Source organism: Nocardioides zeae (assembly GCF_030818655.1).
Classification (GTDB): Bacteria; Actinomycetota; Actinomycetes; order Propionibacteriales; family Nocardioidaceae; genus Nocardioides; species Nocardioides zeae_A.
Genome location: NZ_JAUTAN010000001.1, coordinates 395003 through 412731 on the forward strand (window position 1 = coordinate 395003; position 17729 = coordinate 412731).

The window sequence follows — 17729 nt, forward strand, 5'->3', positions numbered from 1 at the left end:
TCTGGTGCCGGGCGCTGGGGCAGGATGGGGGACGTGCCCACCGCCGTGCCCCCTCCTGCTGACGCCCCCGACGCCTCCGGCACCCCGGTCGGGCTCGAGCCGGACGACTGCTACCGCGTCGTCGCCAGCCGCGACCGCCGCTTCGACGGCGTCTTCTGGACGGCCGTCAGCTCGACCGGCATCTACTGCCGACCCTCCTGCCCGGCCCGCACGCCGGCCCGCCGCAACGTCACCTTCCACGCGAGCGCGGCCGCCGCGCAGCGCGCCGGCTACCGGGCCTGCAAGCGGTGCCTCCCCGACGCCGTGCCGGGCAGCCCCGCGTGGGACCTCCACGCCGACCTCGCCGGTCGCGCCATGCGCCTCATCGGCGACGGACTCGTCGACCGCGAGGGCGTGGACGGGCTCGCGGAGGCGCTCGGCTACTCGCCCCGGCACGTCGTGCGCGTCCTCACCACCGAGCTCGGCGCCGGACCCCTCGCGCTCGCGCGGGCCCGCCGGGCCCAGACCGCACGGGCCCTGCTCGAGGGCTCCGACCTCCCCGTCACCGACATCGCCTTCGCCGCCGGGTTCGCGAGCCTGCGGCAGTTCAACGCGACGATGCGGGAGGTGTACGCCGCGAGCCCCCGCGACCTGCGGGGCCGCGCCGGCTCGACCGCTCCCGCCGGGGCCCTCGACCTGCGGGTGGCGGTGCGCGCGCCGTACGCCGCCGGGGCGATGCTCGCCTTCCTCGCCGAGCACGTGGTCGCGGGGATCGAGACGGTCGTGGGCACGGTCTACGCCCGGAGCCTCGCGCTGCCGCACGGTCCGGCGGTGCTGGCCGTGGACCTCGGCCGCGTCGAGGGAGCCGCGGACGCGGGCGTCCGGCAGGTGCCCGTCACGGCGTGGCTCACCGACCTGCGGGACACCGGCACGCTGGTGGAGCGCGTGCGGCGGCTGCTCGACGCCGACGCGGACCCCGTCGTGCTCGACGCACAGCTCGGCGCCGACGCGCTGCTCGGGCCCCTCGTCGTCGCCACCCCCGGCCTGCGGGTCCCGGGCGCCGTCGACGGCGGCGAGGTGGCCCTGCGGGCGGTGATCGGCCAGCAGGTCAGCCTCGCGGGGGCGCGGACCGTGACCGGCCGCCTGGTCGCGCGCCACGGTCTGGAGCTTCCGGCGGGGCTCGCGGGCGTCGTACCGGGGTTGACGCACCTCTTCCCCACGGCCGCGGCCCTCGCCGACGTGGACCCGGAGACCCTGCCCATGCCCCGCGCCCGGGGGCGCGCGCTGACGGGGCTGGCGGCGGCGCTCGCATCCGGCGCCGTGCGGCTCGACCGGGGGTGGGCGCGCGAGGACGTGCGGTCCGCGCTGCTCGCGCTGCCGGGGATCGGGCCCTGGACGGCGGACTACGTCGGGCTCCGCGCGCTCGGCCACCCGGACGTCTTCCTTCCGACGGACGTGGGGGTACGGCGCGCGCTCGTCCCCCTCGGCGCGACGGTGGACGAGCTGCCCGCGCTCGAGGCCCGGTGGCGGCCCTGGCGGTCCTACGCCCTCCTGCACCTGTGGAACACCCTGATGCCCGCGCTCCCGGGCACGCACCTCGAGGAGGACAGCTGATGTGGACCGTGATCCCGTCGCCGATCGACGACCTGCGGATCGTCGCCGACGGGGAGGCCGTGACGGCGATCGACTTCGCGCCCCACCCGCAGGCGCCGGTGCGTCCCGTGGGGGAGCGGGCCGACGACCACCCGGTGCTGGTGGAGGCGGCGGCGCAGCTCGCGGCGTACTTCGCCGGCACGCTCACGCGGTTCGACCTGCCGCTGGCCCCGGGCGGCAGCGACTTCCAACGCCGGGTCTGGGCGGCGCTGGCGGAGATCCCGTTCGGCGCGACGACGTCGTACGGCGCGCTGGCCCGCGAGCTCGGCCTGACCGGGCACGGGGCACGGGCCGTCGGGCTGGCCAACGGCCGCAACCCGATCCCCGTCGTCGTGCCCTGCCACCGGGTGATCGGGGCGGACGGACGGCTCACCGGCTACGCGGGCGGCGTCGAGCGCAAGCAGGTGCTGCTCGACCTCGAGCGCGGCGACGACGGCGGGCTCTTCTGATGGGCCGCTGGCAACGCCTCGGCGGCCACGTCGTCCACGAGAACCCGTGGATGGTCGTCACGCAGGACGAGGTCCTGCGGCCCGACGGGACGCCGGGGGAGTACGGCGTCGTGACCGTGCGCAGCGAGGCCGTCTTCGTGGTCGCCGTCGACGGTGCACCGGGCGCGGAGGAGGTCGTGCTCGTGCGGTGCGACCGCTACACGACCGGCGAGGGGTGGGAGGTCCCGGCCGGCGGCGCCGACGGCGACGACCTGCTCGCCGGGGCGCGCCGCGAGCTCGCCGAGGAGGCCGGGCTGCGTGCCGAGCGGTGGCGCGACCTCGGCCCGGTGACGTCGCTCAACGGCATCTGCCGGGCCCCCGGCCGCGTGTTCCTGGCGCAGGGCCTCGAGCCGGTGGAGACCGAGCAGGGCCCCGGGGTCGCGGACGAGCAGGCGCTGGAGGGGATCTCGGAGGTACGCCGCGTGCCGTGGCCCGAGCTGATGGGGATGCTGGCGCGGGGCGAGGTCACCGACGGCGAGACCCTCGCCGCCCTCCTCCTCGCCGCCGTCGCCCTGGGCCGCGTCTGCTGAGGTCCCCGCGTCGAGTTGGGTCGTACGGCGCGGCGGACGCGTCGAGTTGGGTCGGACGGCGCGGCGTACGCGTCGAGTTGGGTCGTACGGCGTGGCGTCCTGTCAGCACCGGTAGGGTGGGCGCCCCAGGCCCGCACACTCGACCCAACTCGGCGTTCCTGCCGCGCCGTTCGACCCAACTCGGCGTTCCTGCCGCGCCGTTCGACCCAACTCGGCGTTCCTGCCGCGCCGTCCGTGACAACTCGGCGCCGGGACCTACTCGGCCGCGGCGCGGCGCAGGGACTCGGAGAGACGCTCGGCGGCGGCGAGGACGGCGGGGGCGTGCATGCGGCCCGGCTGGCGCGAGAGGCGCTCGAGGGGACCCGAGACCGACACCGCGGCGATCACCTTGCCGCTGGGGGAGCGCACCGGCGCCGAGACGGAGGCGACGCCCTGCTCGCGCTCGCCGACGGACTGCGCCCAGCCGCGCCGGCGGATGCCCGACAGCGCCGTCGCCGAGAAGGCGGCGGTCTGCAGCCCGCGCTGCATGCGGTCGGGGTCCTCCCACGCGAGGAGCACCTGGGCGGCGGACCCGGCACGCATGGTGAGCTGGGAGCCCACGGGGATGGTGTCGCGCAGGCCGCTGGGACGCTCGGCCGCGGCGACGCACACGCGGTGGTCGCCCTGGCGGCGCCAGAGCTGGGCGGACTCGCCGGTGATGTCGCGCAGGCGCGCGAGGACGGGGCCGGCGGCGGCGAGCAGGCGGTCCTCGCCGGCGGCGGCGGACAGCTCGGCCAGACGGGGGCCGAGGACGAAGCGGCCCTGCATGTCGCGGGCGACGAGGCGGTGGTGCTCGAGGGCCACCGCGAGACGGTGGGCCGTGGGTCGGGCGAGGCCGGTGGAGGCGACGAGACCCGCCAACGTGGCCGGCCCGGCCTCCAGTGCGGTCAGCACCAGCGCCGCCTTGTCGAGAACGCCGACGCCACTTCCCTTGTCCATATGGCAATACTGACGTCTCATTGCGTGGGACGCAAGAGGTAGGGTGCTCCGCGTCAGATGACAACTGTGGCGTTGTTGGAGGAATCATGGGCAAGGCGGGCGCACGCACGCTGGTGGAGAAGGTGTGGGACGAGCACGTCGTCCGGAGCGCGGAGGGCGAACCCGACCTCCTGTTCATCGACCTGCACCTGTTGCACGAGGTCACCTCGCCGCAGGCGTTCGACGGCCTCCGTCTCGCCGGTCGTCGGCTCCGCCGCCCCGACCTGACGCTGGCGACCGAGGACCACAACGTCCCCACCGTCGACTGGGACAAGCCGATCGCCGACCCGGTGTCGCGCACGCAGGTCGAGACGCTGCGCAGGAACGCCGAGGAGTTCGGGGTGCGCCTGCACCCGCTGGGCGACGTCGAGCAGGGCATCGTCCACGTCGTCGGCCCGCAGCTCGGCCTGACGCAGCCCGGCATGACGATCGTGTGCGGCGACTCGCACACGTCGACGCACGGCGCGTTCGGCGCGATCGCGTTCGGCATCGGCACCTCCGAGGTCGAGCACGTGCTCGCCACGCAGACGCTGCCCCAGGCCAAGCCGAAGACCATGGCCGTGACCGTCAACGGCTCGCTGCCCGAGGGCGTCACCGCGAAGGACCTGGTGCTGACCCTCATCACGCACGCCGGCACCGGCGGCGGCCAGGGCTACATCGTGGAGTACCGCGGCCAGGCGATCCGCGAGCTCTCCATGGAGGCCCGCATGACGGTGTGCAACATGTCGATCGAGTGGGGCGCGAAGGCCGGTCTCATCGCTCCCGACGAGACGACGTTCGCCTACATCGAGGGTCGCCCCGAGGCCCCGCAGGGCGAGGACTGGGACGCCGCCGTCGCCCACTGGCGCACGCTCGTCACCGACGAGGACGCCGAGTTCGACCGCGAGATCGTGCTCGACGCCTCCGAGATGACGCCCTTCGTCACCTGGGGCACCAACCCCGGCCAGGGCGCGCCGCTCGGCGCCAGCGTCCCCTCGCCCGACGACTTCGAGGAGCCCGACGACAAGGTGGCCGCCGAGAAGGCGCTCGCCTACATGGGTCTCGAGGCGGGCACCCCGCTGCGCGAGGTCAAGGTCGACACCGTGTTCGTCGGCTCCTGCACCAACGGCCGCATCGAGGACCTCCGGCTCGCCGCCGAGGTGCTCAAGGGCCGTCAGGTCGCCGCCGACACCCGGCTGCTCGTCGTGCCCGGGTCCGTGCGGGTCCGCCTGCAGGCCGAGGCCGAGGGCCTCGACGCCGTCTTCAAGGAGGCCGGTGCGGAGTGGCGGGGCGCGGGCTGCTCGATGTGCCTCGGCATGAACCCCGACCAGCTGGCCCCGGGGGAGCGCAGCGCGTCGACCTCCAACCGCAACTTCGAGGGGCGCCAGGGCAAGGGCGGTCGCACGCACCTCGTCTCGGTGCCCGTCGCCGCCGCGACCGCGATCCGCGGCACGCTGTCGTCCCCCGCCGACCTGGAGCCGGCCACCGCCGGCGCCCGCTGAGCTGACGAGGAGTCGTCATGGACAAGTTCACCTCGCACACCGGCGTCGGCGTGCCGCTGCGCCGCAGCAACGTCGACACCGACCAGATCATCCCCGCGGTCTACCTCAAGCGCGTGACGCGCTCGGGCTTCGAGGACGGGCTGTTCGCCGCCTGGCGCAACGACCCCACCTTCGTGCTCAACGACCCGGCGTACGCCGCGGGCTCCGTCCTCGTCGCCGGCCCCGACTTCGGCACGGGCTCGTCCCGTGAGCACGCCGTGTGGGCGCTGCAGAACTACGGCTTCCGTGCCGTGATCAGCCCGCGCTTCGCCGACATCTTCCGGGGCAACTCCGGCAAGTCCGGCCTGGTCGCCGCGCAGGTCGACGAGAAGGTCGTGCAGCGGCTCTGGTCCCTGCTGGAGGAGAACCCGGGCACGACCGTCACGGTGGACCTCGAGTCGCAGACCGTCCGTGCCGGCGAGGGCCCGGACGCCGTCGAGGACTCGTTCGACATCGACCCCTACACCCGCTGGCGGCTGCTGGAGGGCCTCGACGACATCGGCATCACGCTCGGCCACGAGGCCGACATCGCGGCGTACGAGGCCGGGCGGCCGCGCTGGAAGCCCGTCACGCAGCGGGCCTGAGCGGCCCCACCTCAGCACGACCCCGGGCGGGGCGGACCGACGACGGTCCGCCCCGCCCGCGTCGTACCGGAGTGTGATCTGCCCCCGCAGCGGGGGGTTCTCCCCGCGTCCACCTGCCGTTCACCTACCCTCTTCGGGTGGTCATGGGGGAGCAGGAGCGCGCCGAGACGCGCTCGAGCACGTGGTGGCGCCGACGACGGGTGCTCGCCGTCGGTACGTCGCGGTGGTGGACGCGTCGTCTCCTCAGTGCCTTCCTGGGCGCGGCCGGGCTGTTCGTCATCGCGGTGGTCATCGCCCTCGTCCTCAACCTGACCCTGATGGGCACGCAGCCGCAGTACGCCTGGGACGAGCGCCTCATGCGGCGTTCGGGCCTCCTCGGTGCCGACGTGCTCGTGCTCTGGACGCTGCTCCTGCTCGCCTGGGCCGCGATCGGCCGGTGGTGGTGGACGACGGGCGTGGTCCTGGCCCTGGTGCCGCTCATCCTCACGGCAGCGCTCCGCAAGCTGGACGAGCGGCAGGAGCCGCTCTACCCGGCCGACCTCGCCTTCCTCAGCGAGCCGGGCTTCCTCTTCTCGATGGTGCCGCCCGTGCTGGCGGTGCTGGTGCTGCTCCTCGTGGTGGTGATCGTCGCCGCGGTCGGCGGCGGCGGTGAGTGGCTGACAGGCCGCCGCGGCCGACCGCGCACCCGCGGGCGGGAGCTCGTGACGGTCGTCGTCGTGCGCGCGCTCGTGCTCGTCGTGACGGGCCTGATGGTGCTGCAGCTCGGCCGCTTCAACCAGGACGGCAACGCCTGGCGCGCGCTCTACGAGGAGCGCGGCGCCCAGTGGCGTCCCTGGAGCCAGCAGGAGAATTACCTCTCCAACAGCGTGGTCGGCGGGTTCCTCTACAACATGCCGACCGCCGCGATGGAACGACCGGCCGGCTACTCCGAGGCAGGGATGGAGGAGCTGGCCGCCCGGTGGCAGACCGCTGCCGACGGCCTCAACGTGGACCGGACGGGCTCGTTCGAGGACACCAACGTGGTCGTCGTGCTCAGCGAGTCCTTCTCCGACCCCACCGCGCTCGAGGGGCTCGACATCCCCGAGGACCCGATCCCGCTCACGCGCGAGACGATGGCCGGCACGACCTCCGGCACCATGCTGGCGACCGGCATCGGTGGCGGCACGGCGAACGCCGAGTTCGAGGTGCTGACCGGCGAGCACCTCGGGCTCTTCGCCCCGCAGATGGTGGTGCCCTACCAGATGCTGGTGCCGAACTTCGCGACGTACCCCTCGCTCGTCGGCACCCTCCGCACCGAGGGCCACCGGGCCGTGGCTGTGCACCCCTACCTCGCGGGCATGTACAAGCGTCCCAGCGTCTACGACACCTTCGGGTTCGACGCCTTCGTCACCGAGGACGACATGCGGTTCACCGACCGCACCGAGGAGAACCCCTACATCGACGACACGGCGGCCTTCGACGAGGTGCTCGCCCAGATCGAGGACTCCGACGCGCCGCTCGTCACCAACCTGGTGACGATGCAGAACCACGCCCAGTACGGCAACAAGTACGACGACGTGCCGCAGGTCGGCACGGCCGACGGCATCTCCCTCGGGCCGTCGTTCACGCTGGCGCTCGGCGACTACGTGCGGGGCATCTCCGACACCGACGCCGCGCTGCGGGACTTCCTCGACGCCCTCGAGGAGAGCGACGAAGACACTGTCGTGCTCTTCTACGGCGACCACCTCCCGGGCTTCTACGGGGAGGGCTTCCGCGGCCTCAACGGCGACATCGCCATGCACTCGACGCCGTTCTTCGCCTGGAGCAACCGCGGCAACGTGCCCCTCGACGCGGGCGTGAGCTCGTCGGCCCTCCTCATGCCCTACCTCTACGACGTGGCCGACGCGCCGCTGCCGCCCTACCTCGCGCTCCTGCGCACCTTCCACGAGCGCGTCGGGTCCGTCTTCCACGGCCAGATCGTCACCCCCGACGGCGACGTCGTGGCGGAGGAGGACCTCGACGACGAGCAGCAGCGGCTCCTGCAGGACCTGCGTCTCGTGCAGTACGACGTCGCGGTCGGCGAGCGCTACGTCACCGACGAGATCTGGCCGGGGTCGACGGGGCAGCGGGGCTGACCCATCCGATCCGCGACCAGTGCCGAAGCACGATGGTCTGGACCGGCCCCCTCGGTGGGTCGGCACGATCGACGATCCTGAGGAGCCATCGATGACCTCCGTCCCCTCCAACGGCATCACCCTCAACGTCACCGACACCGGTGGCGAGGGCCGGCCCGTGGTGCTCATCCACGGCTGGCCGCTCAGCGCCGCGTCCTGGGAGAACCAGGCGAGCGTCCTCATGCAGGCCGGCCACCGCGTCGTCGCCTACGACCGCCGCGGGTTCGGCGACTCGGACAAGCCCGAGACCGGCTACGACTACGACACGCTGGCCGCCGACCTCGACGGCCTGCTCACCGAGCTCGACCTGCGGGACGTCACGCTCGTGGGCTTCTCCATGGGCGGCGGCGAGGTGGTCCGCTACCTCTCGACGTACGGCGCGGACCGCGTCCGCTCGGCCGTGCTGGCGGCCGCGGTGCCGCCGTACCTGCTGAAGACCGACGACAACCCCGAGGGTGGTCTCGGTGAGGACGACGTGCAGGAGTTCGTCGACGGCGTCACCGACGACCGCGAGAACTTCCTCGACGGGTTCACCACCGACTTCTTCTCGGTCGACGGGGAGCTGAAGGTGAGCGAGGAGGAGCGGCAGAAGGCGCTCGCCCTCACGGAGCCCGCCACGACCGCGTCGCTGGCCGGCTGCGTGAACGCCTTCGCGCGCACGGACTTCCGCGGTGACCTGGCCGCCATCACCGTCCCGACCCTCGTGATCCACGGTGACGGTGACGCCACGGTGCCGTTCGCGGTGTCGGGCCAGAGGTCCGCCGACGCGATCGCCGGCGCGGAGCTCGTGGTCGTCGAGGGCGCCCCGCACGGCTTCAACGTCAGCCACGCCGCCGAGTTCAACGCGGCGCTGGGGGACTTCCTGGCGCGCTGACGCCTCGCCGTGCAACCGAACCTGGCCGCTCGGCGTCCCCACCTCTGACGGGACGCCGAGCGGCGGCGTCCGGGCACGAGGGGGAGACATGGACGGTCGGCGGTCTCGGACGCTGGTGGCGATCGGTGCGGTGACGGGAGCGGTGCTCCTCGTCGGGGGCGTCGTCGGGATGGTGGACGGCGCGGGGTCCGGGCCGCCGCGGCCGGGCGGGGACGATACCGGCGGAGCGGTCGCGGCGCCGACGACCACGACCTGGGAGGTCGGCACCGCCACGCCCGTCGACGCCGCGGCGTTCGTGGCGCGGCAGGACGTAATGACCTTCGGCTCGGCCACCACGGCGGCCGGCGACGTGGCGACCGTCTGGGGGGAGCAGGGGGGGCCGCGGTACCCGGACGCCCCCGCTCCGGTCTGGGCGCTGGCGCTCCGACCGGCGGACGGCCCGGAGGTCACCCTGCTGCTCCCGGGGTCGGACCGCCCGCCGGCCCTCCTGCCGTACGGCGACGGGTTCCTCCTGGCCGACCAGGACAGCGGTGCCCTCACGGCCGTCGACGTCGACGGCGGGACGACCCAGCCGGCGGAGACCGGGGCCTTCGGGGTGGCGGCCGGCGACGTCGCCGTCGTCACCCCGCAGCGGGACGCGGTCCGTGTGTTCTCGCCGGAACGCGACGCGGTGCAGACCCTCCCGCGCCCCGATGTCGACGCGTTGGGCTCCGCTGCCGTGACCGGCGACGGGACGATCGTCGCGACGTGGTCACGGTTCGAGGGGGCACCGACCACGGACCGGGGCGCCGAGGCGGGCGTCGCCACCTGGGACGGCCGGCGCTGGGACGTCGTCGAGCTCGACCGCACACCGCCCAGCGGCAGCGGTCTCGGGGCGTCCACCACCTCCGGCACGGTGGCTGCCGCCGGCCGCCACGTCGTGGCCACCACCGCCGAGTCCGTCGAGGCGTCCGCGGTGCGGACGATCTGGACGAGCGACGACGGCGGGGCCACGTGGGAGCAGCAGGACCGGACGCCCTTCCCCGCCACGCTCGTCGACGTCGCGACGACCGCCGTCGGGACCGTCGTGGGGACGGGCGTCCCCGCTGACCTGGCACGGGACGGGATCGTCCGGCTGCCCGCCGGCGGGCCCGCGAGCGGTGTCGCCGGGCCCGAGCTCATGTCCTCCACCGACGGGGACCGCGTGCTGTGGTGGGCCGGCGACGCGCTGTGGGGCCGCGGCGTCGACGGTGACGGGCTGTGGCGGAGCGCCGACGACGGCCGCGCGTGGACGGCCGTCCCGCCCGCGGGACGCTGACCGCGGCGCGCAGAAATCCGTCCCGCCCCGTTGTGGCGAGGGCGTCGGCGACCTAGCGTTCACGATCACCACCCGCGGGGCACGGGGCCGCCCGGGGGCACCGGAAGGACACCAGTGAACAAGTCGCAGTTCGTCGACGCCCTGTCCGCGAAGTTCGAGGGCAACAAGAAGGCGGCCGCCGAGGCGCTCGACGCCGTGGTGGACACCATCACCCGCGAGGTCGCCCGGGGCGAGAAGGTCGTCATCACCGGCTTCGGCGCGTTCGAGAAGCGGGTGCGGGAGGCCCGCGTGGTGCGCAACCCCCAGACGGGCGAGCTGATCGAGGCGGCCAAGAAGGCCGTCCCGAAGTTCACGCCGGGCGCGGACCTCCGCAACGTCATCTCCGGGGCGAAGCAGCTGCCCGCCGCGACCGTCGAGGCGGCCGGGGACGCCGCCAGCGGCCTCGTGGCGAAGGTGACCGGCCGGGGCTCGCGGAAGTCGAGCACGCCCGCGCCGACCGAGACCGCCACCGACGCCGCTGCCGCGACGCCCGCGACGAAGGCGCCCGCGACGAAGGCGCCGGCGAAGAAGGCGCCGGCGAAGAAGGCGCCGGCGAAGAAGGCGCCGGCGAAGAAGGCGCCGGCGAAGAAGGCGCCGGCGAAGAAGGCGCCGGCGAAGAAGGCGCCGGCGAAGAAGGCGCCTGCCACGAAGGCCACGACGTCCGCTGCGTCGTCGACCACCGCGGAGAAGGCTCCGGCGACGAAGGCTCCGGCGAAGAAGGCCCCCGCCACCAAGGCCACGACGAAGAAGACCTCGGCGACGAAGGCTCCGGCGAAGAAGACCCCCGCGAAGAAGACCCCCGCGAAGAAGACCTCGGCCACCACGACGGCCGACGCACCGGCTCCCGTGGCGGAGAGGGCCGCCGAGACCCCCGGCCCCCGAGAAGTCGAGCGGCGACGCCTGACGGGAGCGCCGCCGTACCTCCCCCCGGTCGTGGTGTGAGCCCAGCGGAAACCGTGGGCCTCGCACCACGACCGTGGGGGGACGCGGAGGAGGGTCAGTGGAGCAGCGCGCGGGTGCGGGCGCCCAGGCCCAGGCGGGTCGCGGCGGCGAGAGCTGGGCCGTCGTCGACGTCCCGGCGCAGGGTGGGCAGGTCGCCGGGCACGGCGTCCGCGCCGCCGAGGGCGTGCGCGTCCGCGGACCCGGTGCCGAAACGCGGGTCGAAGTCCTCGAGCGAGGCGGAGTAGAGCACGGTGCCGGTGCCCTCGGTGTCCGCGACGAACGACGGCCCGGGGCGTCCCAGCATCACGGCGAGGGCCGCGTCGAGATCCTCCGGGAGCAGGGCCGGCAGGTCGGCGCAGAGTGCCGCCGGCCGGGCGTCGGGCCACCGTCGCCGCACCTCGGCGGCCCCCTGGCGCAGGCTGCCGTTGAGGTCGCCGTCCACGGGGTCGGGGAGCACGATGCAGCCGACGCCGGCCAGCTCGTCGGCGAACAGGTGGTCGTCGGTGAGCGCCAGCACCGCGGTCACGCGGGGAGCGGCCAGCGCCGCGGCCGCCGTGTCGAGCGCGAACGCCGCCGCGAGCTCCCGACGCGCCACCGGGATCGAGACCAGGCGCGACTTGCCGACCGCGGGAGGCTTCACGGGCAGGATCACGACGGCGGAGGATGGAGACATCGGGAGCGATTGTCGCAGCAGGTCGCGCGGGTGAGGGGTACGGCGGGGTCGGCCGCCCGGGTGCGGAGCGCCTATCCTCACGTGCGGCGCCCGCGGGGTGGTGTCGGTGAGGAGCAGACAGTGTCGGTGCGCAGGCTGAGCGAGCGCCGGGGGTGGGCGTACACGCTCGGGGCCTCCATCCTGAGGCCCACCCTGACGGCCGCGGTGACGCGGACCTGGGTGGGCGGCGAGAACATCCCCGCCGAGGGTGGCTGCGTCATCGCGCTCAACCACATCACCAAGGTCGACCCGCTCTTCGCCGCGCACTTCGTCTACGACCACGGACGGCTGGCGCGCTACCTGGCGAAGTCGAGCCTCTTCGAGGTGAAGGGTCTCGGCACGTTCCTGACCGGGGCGGGCCAGATCCCCGTCGAGCGCGAGAGCGCCGGGCTCTCGGCCTACGAGGCGGCGGTGGCCGCCGTCGACGCCGGTGCCTGCGTCGTGGTCTACCCCGAGGGGACCATCACCCGCGACCCCGACCTGTGGCCGATGACCGGCAAGACCGGCGCCGCACGCATCGGGCTGGCCACGGGCGCGCCCGTCATCCCGGTGGCGCACTGGGGCGCGCAGGACGTGCTCGCGCCGTACTCCTCCACCCCGCGGCTGCTGCCGCGCAAGCACGTGACGATCCAGGCCGGCCCGCCCGTCGACCTGGCCGACCTCACCGCCCGCGGCCGCGTCGACACGGCCACGGCGGCGGAGGCGACCGAGCGCATCATGGGGGCCATCACCACGCTGCTCGCCGGGATCCGGGGGGAGGAGCCGCCCGCCGAGCGGTTCGATCCGCGGGCCCACGGCGTGAGCGAGTTCGGGCGCCCCCGGGCCGTGGCGCCGCAGCCGGCCGCGAGCACCGACCGATCCAGCACGCAGCCGCACGACCAGCAGGCCGACCAGCGCCGCGACGAGGAGGACGCATGACGAAGGTGGCGGTGCTGAGCGCCGGGTCGTGGGGGACGGCGTTCGCGCTCGTGCTCGCCGACGGCGGTGGCGACGTGACCCTGTGGGCCCGTCGCGACGAGGTCGTGGAGCGCATCAACGAGCGGCACGAGAACGCGGAGTACCTGCCGGGCATCCAGATCCCGCCCACGGTCGACGCCACCACCGACCCCGAGAAGGCGATGGCGGGAGCCGACGTCGTCGTGTGGTCGATGCCGTCCCAGACCCTCCGGCCGACCCTCGAGGGCTGGCGGGACCTCGTGCCGCGGGACGCCGTCTCGGTCTCCCTGATGAAGGGCGTCGAGCTGGGCACGGTGAAGCGGATGAGCGAGGTGATCGAGGAGTCCCTCGACGTGCCCCGCCGCCAGGTGGCCGTCGTCAGCGGCCCCAACCTCGCGAAGGAGATCGCGCGTCGCGAGCCCGCCGCGTCCGTGGTCGCCTGCGAGGACGAGGAGACCGCGGTGCGGCTCCAGCGGCTCGTGCACACGCCCGCGTTCCGGCCGTACACGACGACGGACGTCGTCGGCTGCGAGATCGGCGGCGCCTACAAGAACGTGGTCGCGCTCAGCGTCGGCATGGCCGTGGGCCTCGGCTTCGGCGACAACACGACGGCGTCGGTCATCACGCGCGGACTGGCGGAGACCGCGCGTCTCTCGATGGCGCTGGGCGCCAACCCGCTGACCCTCATGGGCCTCGCCGGGCTCGGGGACCTCGTCGCCACCTGCTCGTCGCCGCTGAGCCGCAACCGCACGTTCGGCGAGCGCCTCGGCCAGGGGATGACGACGGAGGAGATCTACGCGTCGACCCGCCAGGTCGCCGAGGGCGCCAAGTCGTGCAGCTCGCTGCGCGACCTCGCGCGGCGCACGGGCGTCGACGCGCCCATCGCCGACCACGTCGACGAGGTCGTCGCCGGCCGGATGACGGCGCGCGACATGATGGAGTCGTTCGTGGCGCGCGAGACGAAGGCCGAGACCGACTGACGTCCCGCCCGCCGGGACGACGGCGGGGTACGGCGCGCGCTCAGCCCAGCCGGTCGAGCGCCTGCGCCAGGTCGGCCCAGAGGTCCTCGACGTCCTCCACCCCCACGGAGAGCCGCACCAGCGACTCCGGGATCGTGGGCGACTCGGTCTTCCACCGGCGCCGGCGCTCGAGCGTCGACTCGACGCCGCCGAGGCTGGTCGCGAACACCCAGAGGTCCGTGGCGCGGCACAGCAGGTCGGCGGCGTCCGGGCCGGCGTGCAGCTCGACGGCCACGATCGCCCCGAAGCCCGGGTAGCGCACCCGCGAGACCGCCGGGTGGGCCTCCAACCGGCGCACGAGCTCGACGGCGTTCGCCTGGGCGCGCTCGACGCGCAGGTGGAGCGTGCGCAGGCCGCGGAGCGCGAGCCACGCCTCGAGGGTGCCGGGGATCGCGCCGAGCAGGTCGCGGCGACCCTTGAGCACGTCGAAGAGGGCGTCTTCGCGCACGACGAGCGCGCCGAGGAGGGCGTCGGAGTGGCCGGCGAGGTACTTCGTCGCCGAGTGCAGCACGATGTCCGCGCCGAGGTCGAGCGGCCGCTGCAGGAGCGGCGTCGCGAAGGTGTTGTCGACGACCACCTGGGCGCCGGCGGCGTGGGCGGCCTCCGCGACGGCGGCGATGTCGGCCACCTCGAGGGCGGGGTTGGTGGGCGACTCGACCCACAGGAGGGCGGCGTCCTCGCACGCGGCCGCGACGGCGGCGGTGTCGGCGATGTCGACGAGCTTGCCCTGGGCACGACCGCGGAGGCCCGCGTCGCCGAGCTGGCCCAGGGTGCCCTGGTAGGCGTGCTGCGGCGCGACGACCGTCTCGCCCCCGGCGACGAGGTCGAGCACGGTGGCGACGGCGGCGAGGCCGGAGGAGAAGGCGAGCGCCCGCCCGCCCTCGAGGCTGCCGAGCGCCTCCTCGAAGGCCAGCCAGGTCGGGTTGCCGTAGCGCCCGTACTCGACGTCGCCACCCCCGACGTACGTCGCCGCCATGGTGATCGGCGTGTTCAGCGGCGCGTCGGGGACGACCGGCGGACGGCCCACGTGCACGGCACGGGTGGCCGGGCGGAGGCGCTCTCCGGGCTCGACGGCGGGCTCGAGGGCGGGCGCGGCGTCCGCGGACCGGGGGACGGACAGGGAGTCGTCGGGCATGGGGAGGAGCCTAGGCCGGTAGGGTCAGCCTCCATGAGCGCGCCCTCCCCACGTCCCCGGGTCGCCGTCGTCTTCGGCGGACGGTCGGCGGAGCACTCGATCTCGTGCATCTCCGCCGGCAGCGTGATCGCCGCGCTCGACCCGGAGAAGTACGACGTGGTGCCCATCGGCATCGCCCGCGACGGCAGCTGGGTGCTCGAGGACCCGGCCACCAACCGCCTGGAGCTCGGACCGGGTGGCGCCCTGCCGTCGGTGCAGAGCGAGACCGCGGTGCAGCTCGTGCCCGGCGCGACCGCGGAGCTCGTCGTCCACGACGCCGCGGACGTGCCCCGCGTGCTCGGCGACGTCGACGTCGTCTTCCCCGTCATGCACGGCCCGTTCGGCCAGGACGGCACCCTGCAGGGCCTGCTGGAGATGGCGGGCGTGCGCTACGTCGGCGCCGGCGTGCTCTCCTCCGCGGTCGGCACCGACAAGATCCACATGAAGCGCCTCTTCGAGGCCGCCGGTCTCCCCGTGCTGCCCTACGTGACGGTGACCCCGCGCGACTGGGCGCGCGACGAGGCGGGCGTACGGCGCCGGATCGCCGACCTCGGGCTCCCCGTCTTCGTCAAGCCCGCGCGGGCGGGCTCCAGCTTCGGCATCACCCGCGTCGACGACCTCGCGGACCTCGACGCCGCGCTGGCGGAGGCCCGGCAGCACGACCCCAAGGTGGTCGTCGAGGCCGCCGCGATGGGCGCGCGCGAGATCGAGTGCGGCGTGCTCGCGGGGGAGGGGGCGGACGACCACCGCACGAGTGCGCTGGCCGAGATCCGGGTGACCTCAGAGCACGCGTTCTACGACTTCGAGGCGAAGTACCTGCCCGAGGAGAACACCGCCCTCGACGTGCCCGCCCAGGTGCCGGCCGACGTCGAGGCGCGGGTGCGGGAGCTCTCGGTGGCCGCCTTCGACGCGCTCGACTGCGAGGGCCTGGCCCGCGTGGACTTCTTCGTCTTCCCCGACGGCCGGGTCGTGCTCAACGAGGTCGAGACGATGCCGGGCTTCACGAGCCTCTCGATGTTCCCGCGCATGTGGGCGGCGAGCGGGGTCGACTACCCGACGCTCGTGGACCGGCTGGTCACGCTCGCGCTCGGTCGCGACGTCGGCCTGCGCTGACGCCTCGGACCACCCTGACTCAGACGCAGGGCGACACGGTCTCCGTGCCGGCCAGCACGGCCGGCGCGACGTCCACCATCTCCTCCACCGGCGGCCGGCGCTCGGCGGGGATGCGCAGCTCGACGACCGGGACCTGCCCGATGGTCGTGAGCACGGCGTCGGTGGTCTGGTCGCGGTAGGTCGCGGGCTCGGCGTACCAGCCCACGCCGCCCACCTCCTCGCAGTCCGAGATCTCGGTGAACGAGGCGGGCATGTCGACGCCGCACACGACGACGACGGCGGGCTCGCCCCACGCCCGCGCGGCGAGACCGTCCTGCTCGACCTCCCGCACCTCCTGCCCGTCGACCTCGTCGGGCAGGGCGTCCAGCACGGCCTCGCAGGCGGCGCGGTCGGCGTCGGACAGCTCGGCCAGCGCAGGAGCCCCCTCGACCCGCACGGGGTCCGCCGAGCAGGCGGTGAGGCCGGCCGTCGCCCCGGCGAGGGCGAGGGCCAGACCGGCGGCGGCACGCGGCGTACGGCGCGGGGAGGGGGGCACGCGGACCTCCTGGGGGCAGCGGGCGAGCGGGCGGGTCGGGCGCCGCCGAGCATCCCACGCACCCGGCCGGGAGGGCTGCGCAGGGCGTGCGCCGGAACGGTGGGTCCGTCTGGTGGGATGGACCCATGGCGTCGCTTCCCCGTGAGACCCCGCTGACCGAGGCGGGCGAGTTCGCCGTCGTCGCCGCCCTCCTGGAGCGCTTCCGCGCCGAGCGCGAGGACGTGCTGGTGGGGCCGGGCGACGACGCCGCCGTGCTCCGGATCCGCCGCGGCCACGCGGTCGTGTCGACCGACCTCGTGGTGGAGAACCGCCACTTCCGCCGCGACTGGTGCTCGGCGGAGGACGTGGGCCACCGGGCCGCGGCCCAGAACCTCTCCGACATCAACGCCATGGGCGGGCGGGCCCACTCGCTGACCCTCGGGCTCGCCCTGCCCGACGACCTGACGCTGGGCTGGGTCGAGGACTTCGCGACCGGGTTCGCCGCCGAGGCCGCGCGCGTCGGCGCGGTGGTCGTCGGCGGCGACGTCACGCGAGCCACCGAGATCGTCGCGGCCGTCACCGTCATCGGCGGTGTCGCGAAGGCCCCCGTGCTGCGCTCGGGCGCGCTCCCCGGGGACGTGCTCGCCCTCTGCGGGCGGCAGGGTTGGGCGGCCGCCGGGCTCGCCGTGCTGGGGCGGGGCTTCCGCTCGCCGCGGGTGCTGGTCGACGCCTACCGTCGCCCCGAGCCCCCGTACGACGCGGGAGCCGTCGCCGCCGACGCCGGTGCCCACGCGCTCATCGACGTGTCCGACGGCCTGCTGGCGGACGCCACGCACGTCGCGGTCGCCTCGGGGGTGCGGATCGACGTCGCCACCGCGGACCTGGCCGTCGACGAGCCGCTCCACGCCGTCGGCGCGGCGCTGGGGGCGGACCCGCAGCAGTTCGTGCTGAGCGGCGGCGACGACCACGGGCTGCTGGCGGCGTTCCCCGCCGACGCTGACCTGCCGGAGGGCTGGACCGTGATCGGGCGCGTGCACGAGCGCGTCGCCGACGACGAGCCCTGGGTCACCGTCGACGGCGCCCCCCACGAGGGCCCGACGGGCTGGCGCCACTTCTGACGCGGCCCGAGCGCCGTGCCCCGGCAGTGCCCGAGGATGCCCGGAAATGCCGGAGGGCCCGCCAGCA

17 protein-coding genes are annotated in these 17729 nt (G+C 74.7%); 13 read left to right on the top strand and 4 right to left on the bottom strand.

What is annotated here, in order from left to right; all coding sequences use genetic code 11:
* Positions 1–33: 33 nt before the first annotated feature.
* From QE405_RS01815 to QE405_RS01825, 3 genes are read left to right on the top strand one after another with little or no spacing between them, the layout of a single operon-like run.
* Complete coding sequence (locus QE405_RS01815) at positions 34–1593, top strand: DNA-3-methyladenine glycosylase 2 family protein (protein ID WP_307198517.1); 1560 nt, start codon at positions 34–36, stop codon at positions 1591–1593.
* On the top strand, positions 1593–2081 hold the full coding sequence (locus QE405_RS01820; protein WP_307198518.1) for a methylated-DNA--[protein]-cysteine S-methyltransferase: 489 nt from the start codon (positions 1593–1595) through the stop codon (positions 2079–2081). The genes QE405_RS01815 and QE405_RS01820 overlap by 1 nt, the downstream gene beginning before the upstream one ends.
* Positions 2081–2650 (top strand): NUDIX domain-containing protein, encoded by a 570-nt coding sequence (locus QE405_RS01825; protein ID WP_307198519.1) that lies wholly within the window; start codon positions 2081–2083, stop codon positions 2648–2650. The genes QE405_RS01820 and QE405_RS01825 overlap by 1 nt, the downstream gene beginning before the upstream one ends.
* 255 nt (positions 2651–2905) lie before the next feature.
* Here QE405_RS01825 and QE405_RS01830 read toward each other — a convergent pair whose 3' ends face one another.
* On the bottom strand, positions 2906–3628 hold the full coding sequence (locus QE405_RS01830; RefSeq protein WP_307198520.1) for an IclR family transcriptional regulator: 723 nt from the start codon (positions 3626–3628) through the stop codon (positions 2906–2908).
* A gap of 86 nt (positions 3629–3714) precedes the next feature.
* On the opposite strand from QE405_RS01830, the gene leuC reads away from it, so the two are divergent.
* The 6 genes from leuC (at position 3715) to QE405_RS01860 (ending at position 11076) form a co-directional block, all read left to right on the top strand.
* The gene (gene leuC, locus QE405_RS01835; protein WP_307198521.1) at positions 3715–5148 is read left to right on the top strand and encodes a 3-isopropylmalate dehydratase large subunit; all 1434 of its coding nucleotides are present in this window, start codon (positions 3715–3717) and stop codon (positions 5146–5148) included.
* Positions 5149–5165: 17 nt separating this feature from the next.
* Positions 5166–5771, top strand: a complete 606-nt coding sequence (gene leuD, locus QE405_RS01840) for a 3-isopropylmalate dehydratase small subunit (RefSeq protein ID WP_307198522.1) — start codon at positions 5166–5168, stop codon at positions 5769–5771.
* A gap of 143 nt (positions 5772–5914) precedes the next feature.
* Complete coding sequence (locus QE405_RS01845; protein ID WP_307205441.1) at positions 5915–7885, top strand: LTA synthase family protein; 1971 nt, start codon at positions 5915–5917, stop codon at positions 7883–7885.
* A 91-nt stretch (positions 7886–7976) separates the two neighbouring features.
* The gene (locus QE405_RS01850; RefSeq protein WP_307198523.1) at positions 7977–8798 is read left to right on the top strand and encodes an alpha/beta fold hydrolase; all 822 of its coding nucleotides are present in this window, start codon (positions 7977–7979) and stop codon (positions 8796–8798) included.
* Positions 8799–8886: 88 nt separating this feature from the next.
* Positions 8887–10095, top strand: a complete 1209-nt coding sequence (locus QE405_RS01855; protein ID WP_307198524.1) for a hypothetical protein — start codon at positions 8887–8889, stop codon at positions 10093–10095.
* A gap of 114 nt (positions 10096–10209) precedes the next feature.
* Entirely contained in the window at positions 10210–11076 is an 867-nt protein-coding gene (locus QE405_RS01860) for an HU family DNA-binding protein (protein ID WP_307198525.1), read from the top strand.
* 55 nt (positions 11077–11131) lie between these two features.
* Here the strand turns inward: QE405_RS01860 and QE405_RS01865 are convergent, their stop codons facing one another.
* A complete protein-coding gene (locus tag QE405_RS01865; RefSeq protein WP_307198526.1) occupies positions 11132–11749 on the bottom strand; it encodes a 2-phospho-L-lactate guanylyltransferase in 618 nt (205 codons plus the stop codon).
* A 120-nt stretch (positions 11750–11869) separates the two neighbouring features.
* On the opposite strand from QE405_RS01865, the gene QE405_RS01870 reads away from it, so the two are divergent.
* Positions 11870–12706 carry a lysophospholipid acyltransferase family protein gene (locus QE405_RS01870; RefSeq protein ID WP_307198527.1) on the top strand — a complete coding sequence of 279 codons (837 nt, stop codon included), beginning with the start codon at positions 11870–11872 and terminating at the stop codon, positions 12704–12706.
* On the top strand, positions 12703–13704 hold the full coding sequence (locus tag QE405_RS01875; RefSeq protein ID WP_307198528.1) for an NAD(P)H-dependent glycerol-3-phosphate dehydrogenase: 1002 nt from the start codon (positions 12703–12705) through the stop codon (positions 13702–13704). The genes QE405_RS01870 and QE405_RS01875 overlap by 4 nt, the downstream gene beginning before the upstream one ends.
* 40 nt (positions 13705–13744) lie before the next feature.
* On the opposite strand, the gene QE405_RS01880 is transcribed toward QE405_RS01875, so the two are convergent.
* Positions 13745–14878: a trans-sulfuration enzyme family protein gene (locus QE405_RS01880; RefSeq protein ID WP_307198529.1), complete on the bottom strand. Its 1134-nt coding sequence runs from the start codon at positions 14876–14878 to the stop codon at positions 13745–13747.
* A gap of 33 nt (positions 14879–14911) precedes the next feature.
* Here QE405_RS01880 and QE405_RS01885 point away from each other — a divergent pair, with 33 nt between their 5' ends.
* The gene (locus QE405_RS01885; protein ID WP_307198530.1) at positions 14912–16030 is read left to right on the top strand and encodes a D-alanine--D-alanine ligase family protein; all 1119 of its coding nucleotides are present in this window, start codon (positions 14912–14914) and stop codon (positions 16028–16030) included.
* Between the two features lie 19 nt (positions 16031–16049).
* Here the strand turns inward: QE405_RS01885 and QE405_RS01890 are convergent, their stop codons facing one another.
* The gene (locus tag QE405_RS01890; RefSeq protein WP_307198531.1) at positions 16050–16565 is read right to left on the bottom strand and encodes a DUF3515 family protein; all 516 of its coding nucleotides are present in this window, start codon (positions 16563–16565) and stop codon (positions 16050–16052) included.
* A 125-nt stretch (positions 16566–16690) separates the two neighbouring features.
* On the opposite strand from QE405_RS01890, the gene QE405_RS01895 reads away from it, so the two are divergent.
* Entirely contained in the window at positions 16691–17662 is a 972-nt protein-coding gene (locus QE405_RS01895) for a thiamine-phosphate kinase (RefSeq protein WP_307198532.1), read from the top strand.
* Positions 17663–17729 lie beyond the last annotated feature (67 nt).

What these genes read in the sequence shown, in the direction of transcription:
- QE405_RS01825 (WP_307198519.1), top strand. Translation starts at nt 2,081, where the DNA reads ATGGGCCGCTGGCAACGCCTCGGCGGCCACGTCGTCCACGAGAACCCG.
- QE405_RS01850 (WP_307198523.1), top strand. Translation starts at nt 7,977, where the DNA reads ATGACCTCCGTCCCCTCCAACGGCATCACCCTCAACGTCACCGACACC.
- QE405_RS01820 (WP_307198518.1), top strand. Translation starts at nt 1,593, where the DNA reads ATGTGGACCGTGATCCCGTCGCCGATCGACGACCTGCGGATCGTCGCC.
- QE405_RS01880 (WP_307198529.1), bottom strand. Translation starts at nt 14,878, where the DNA reads ATGCCCGACGACTCCCTGTCCGTCCCCCGGTCCGCGGACGCCGCGCCC.
- leuC (WP_307198521.1), top strand. Translation starts at nt 3,715, where the DNA reads ATGGGCAAGGCGGGCGCACGCACGCTGGTGGAGAAGGTGTGGGACGAG.
- leuD (WP_307198522.1), top strand. Translation starts at nt 5,166, where the DNA reads ATGGACAAGTTCACCTCGCACACCGGCGTCGGCGTGCCGCTGCGCCGC.
- QE405_RS01845 (WP_307205441.1), top strand. Translation starts at nt 5,915, where the DNA reads ATGGGGGAGCAGGAGCGCGCCGAGACGCGCTCGAGCACGTGGTGGCGC.
- QE405_RS01865 (WP_307198526.1), bottom strand. Translation starts at nt 11,749, where the DNA reads ATGTCTCCATCCTCCGCCGTCGTGATCCTGCCCGTGAAGCCTCCCGCG.
- QE405_RS01875 (WP_307198528.1), top strand. Translation starts at nt 12,703, where the DNA reads ATGACGAAGGTGGCGGTGCTGAGCGCCGGGTCGTGGGGGACGGCGTTC.
- QE405_RS01855 (WP_307198524.1), top strand. Translation starts at nt 8,887, where the DNA reads ATGGACGGTCGGCGGTCTCGGACGCTGGTGGCGATCGGTGCGGTGACG.
- QE405_RS01830 (WP_307198520.1), bottom strand. Translation starts at nt 3,628, where the DNA reads ATGGACAAGGGAAGTGGCGTCGGCGTTCTCGACAAGGCGGCGCTGGTG.
- QE405_RS01895 (WP_307198532.1), top strand. Translation starts at nt 16,691, where the DNA reads ATGGCGTCGCTTCCCCGTGAGACCCCGCTGACCGAGGCGGGCGAGTTC.
- QE405_RS01885 (WP_307198530.1), top strand. Translation starts at nt 14,912, where the DNA reads ATGAGCGCGCCCTCCCCACGTCCCCGGGTCGCCGTCGTCTTCGGCGGA.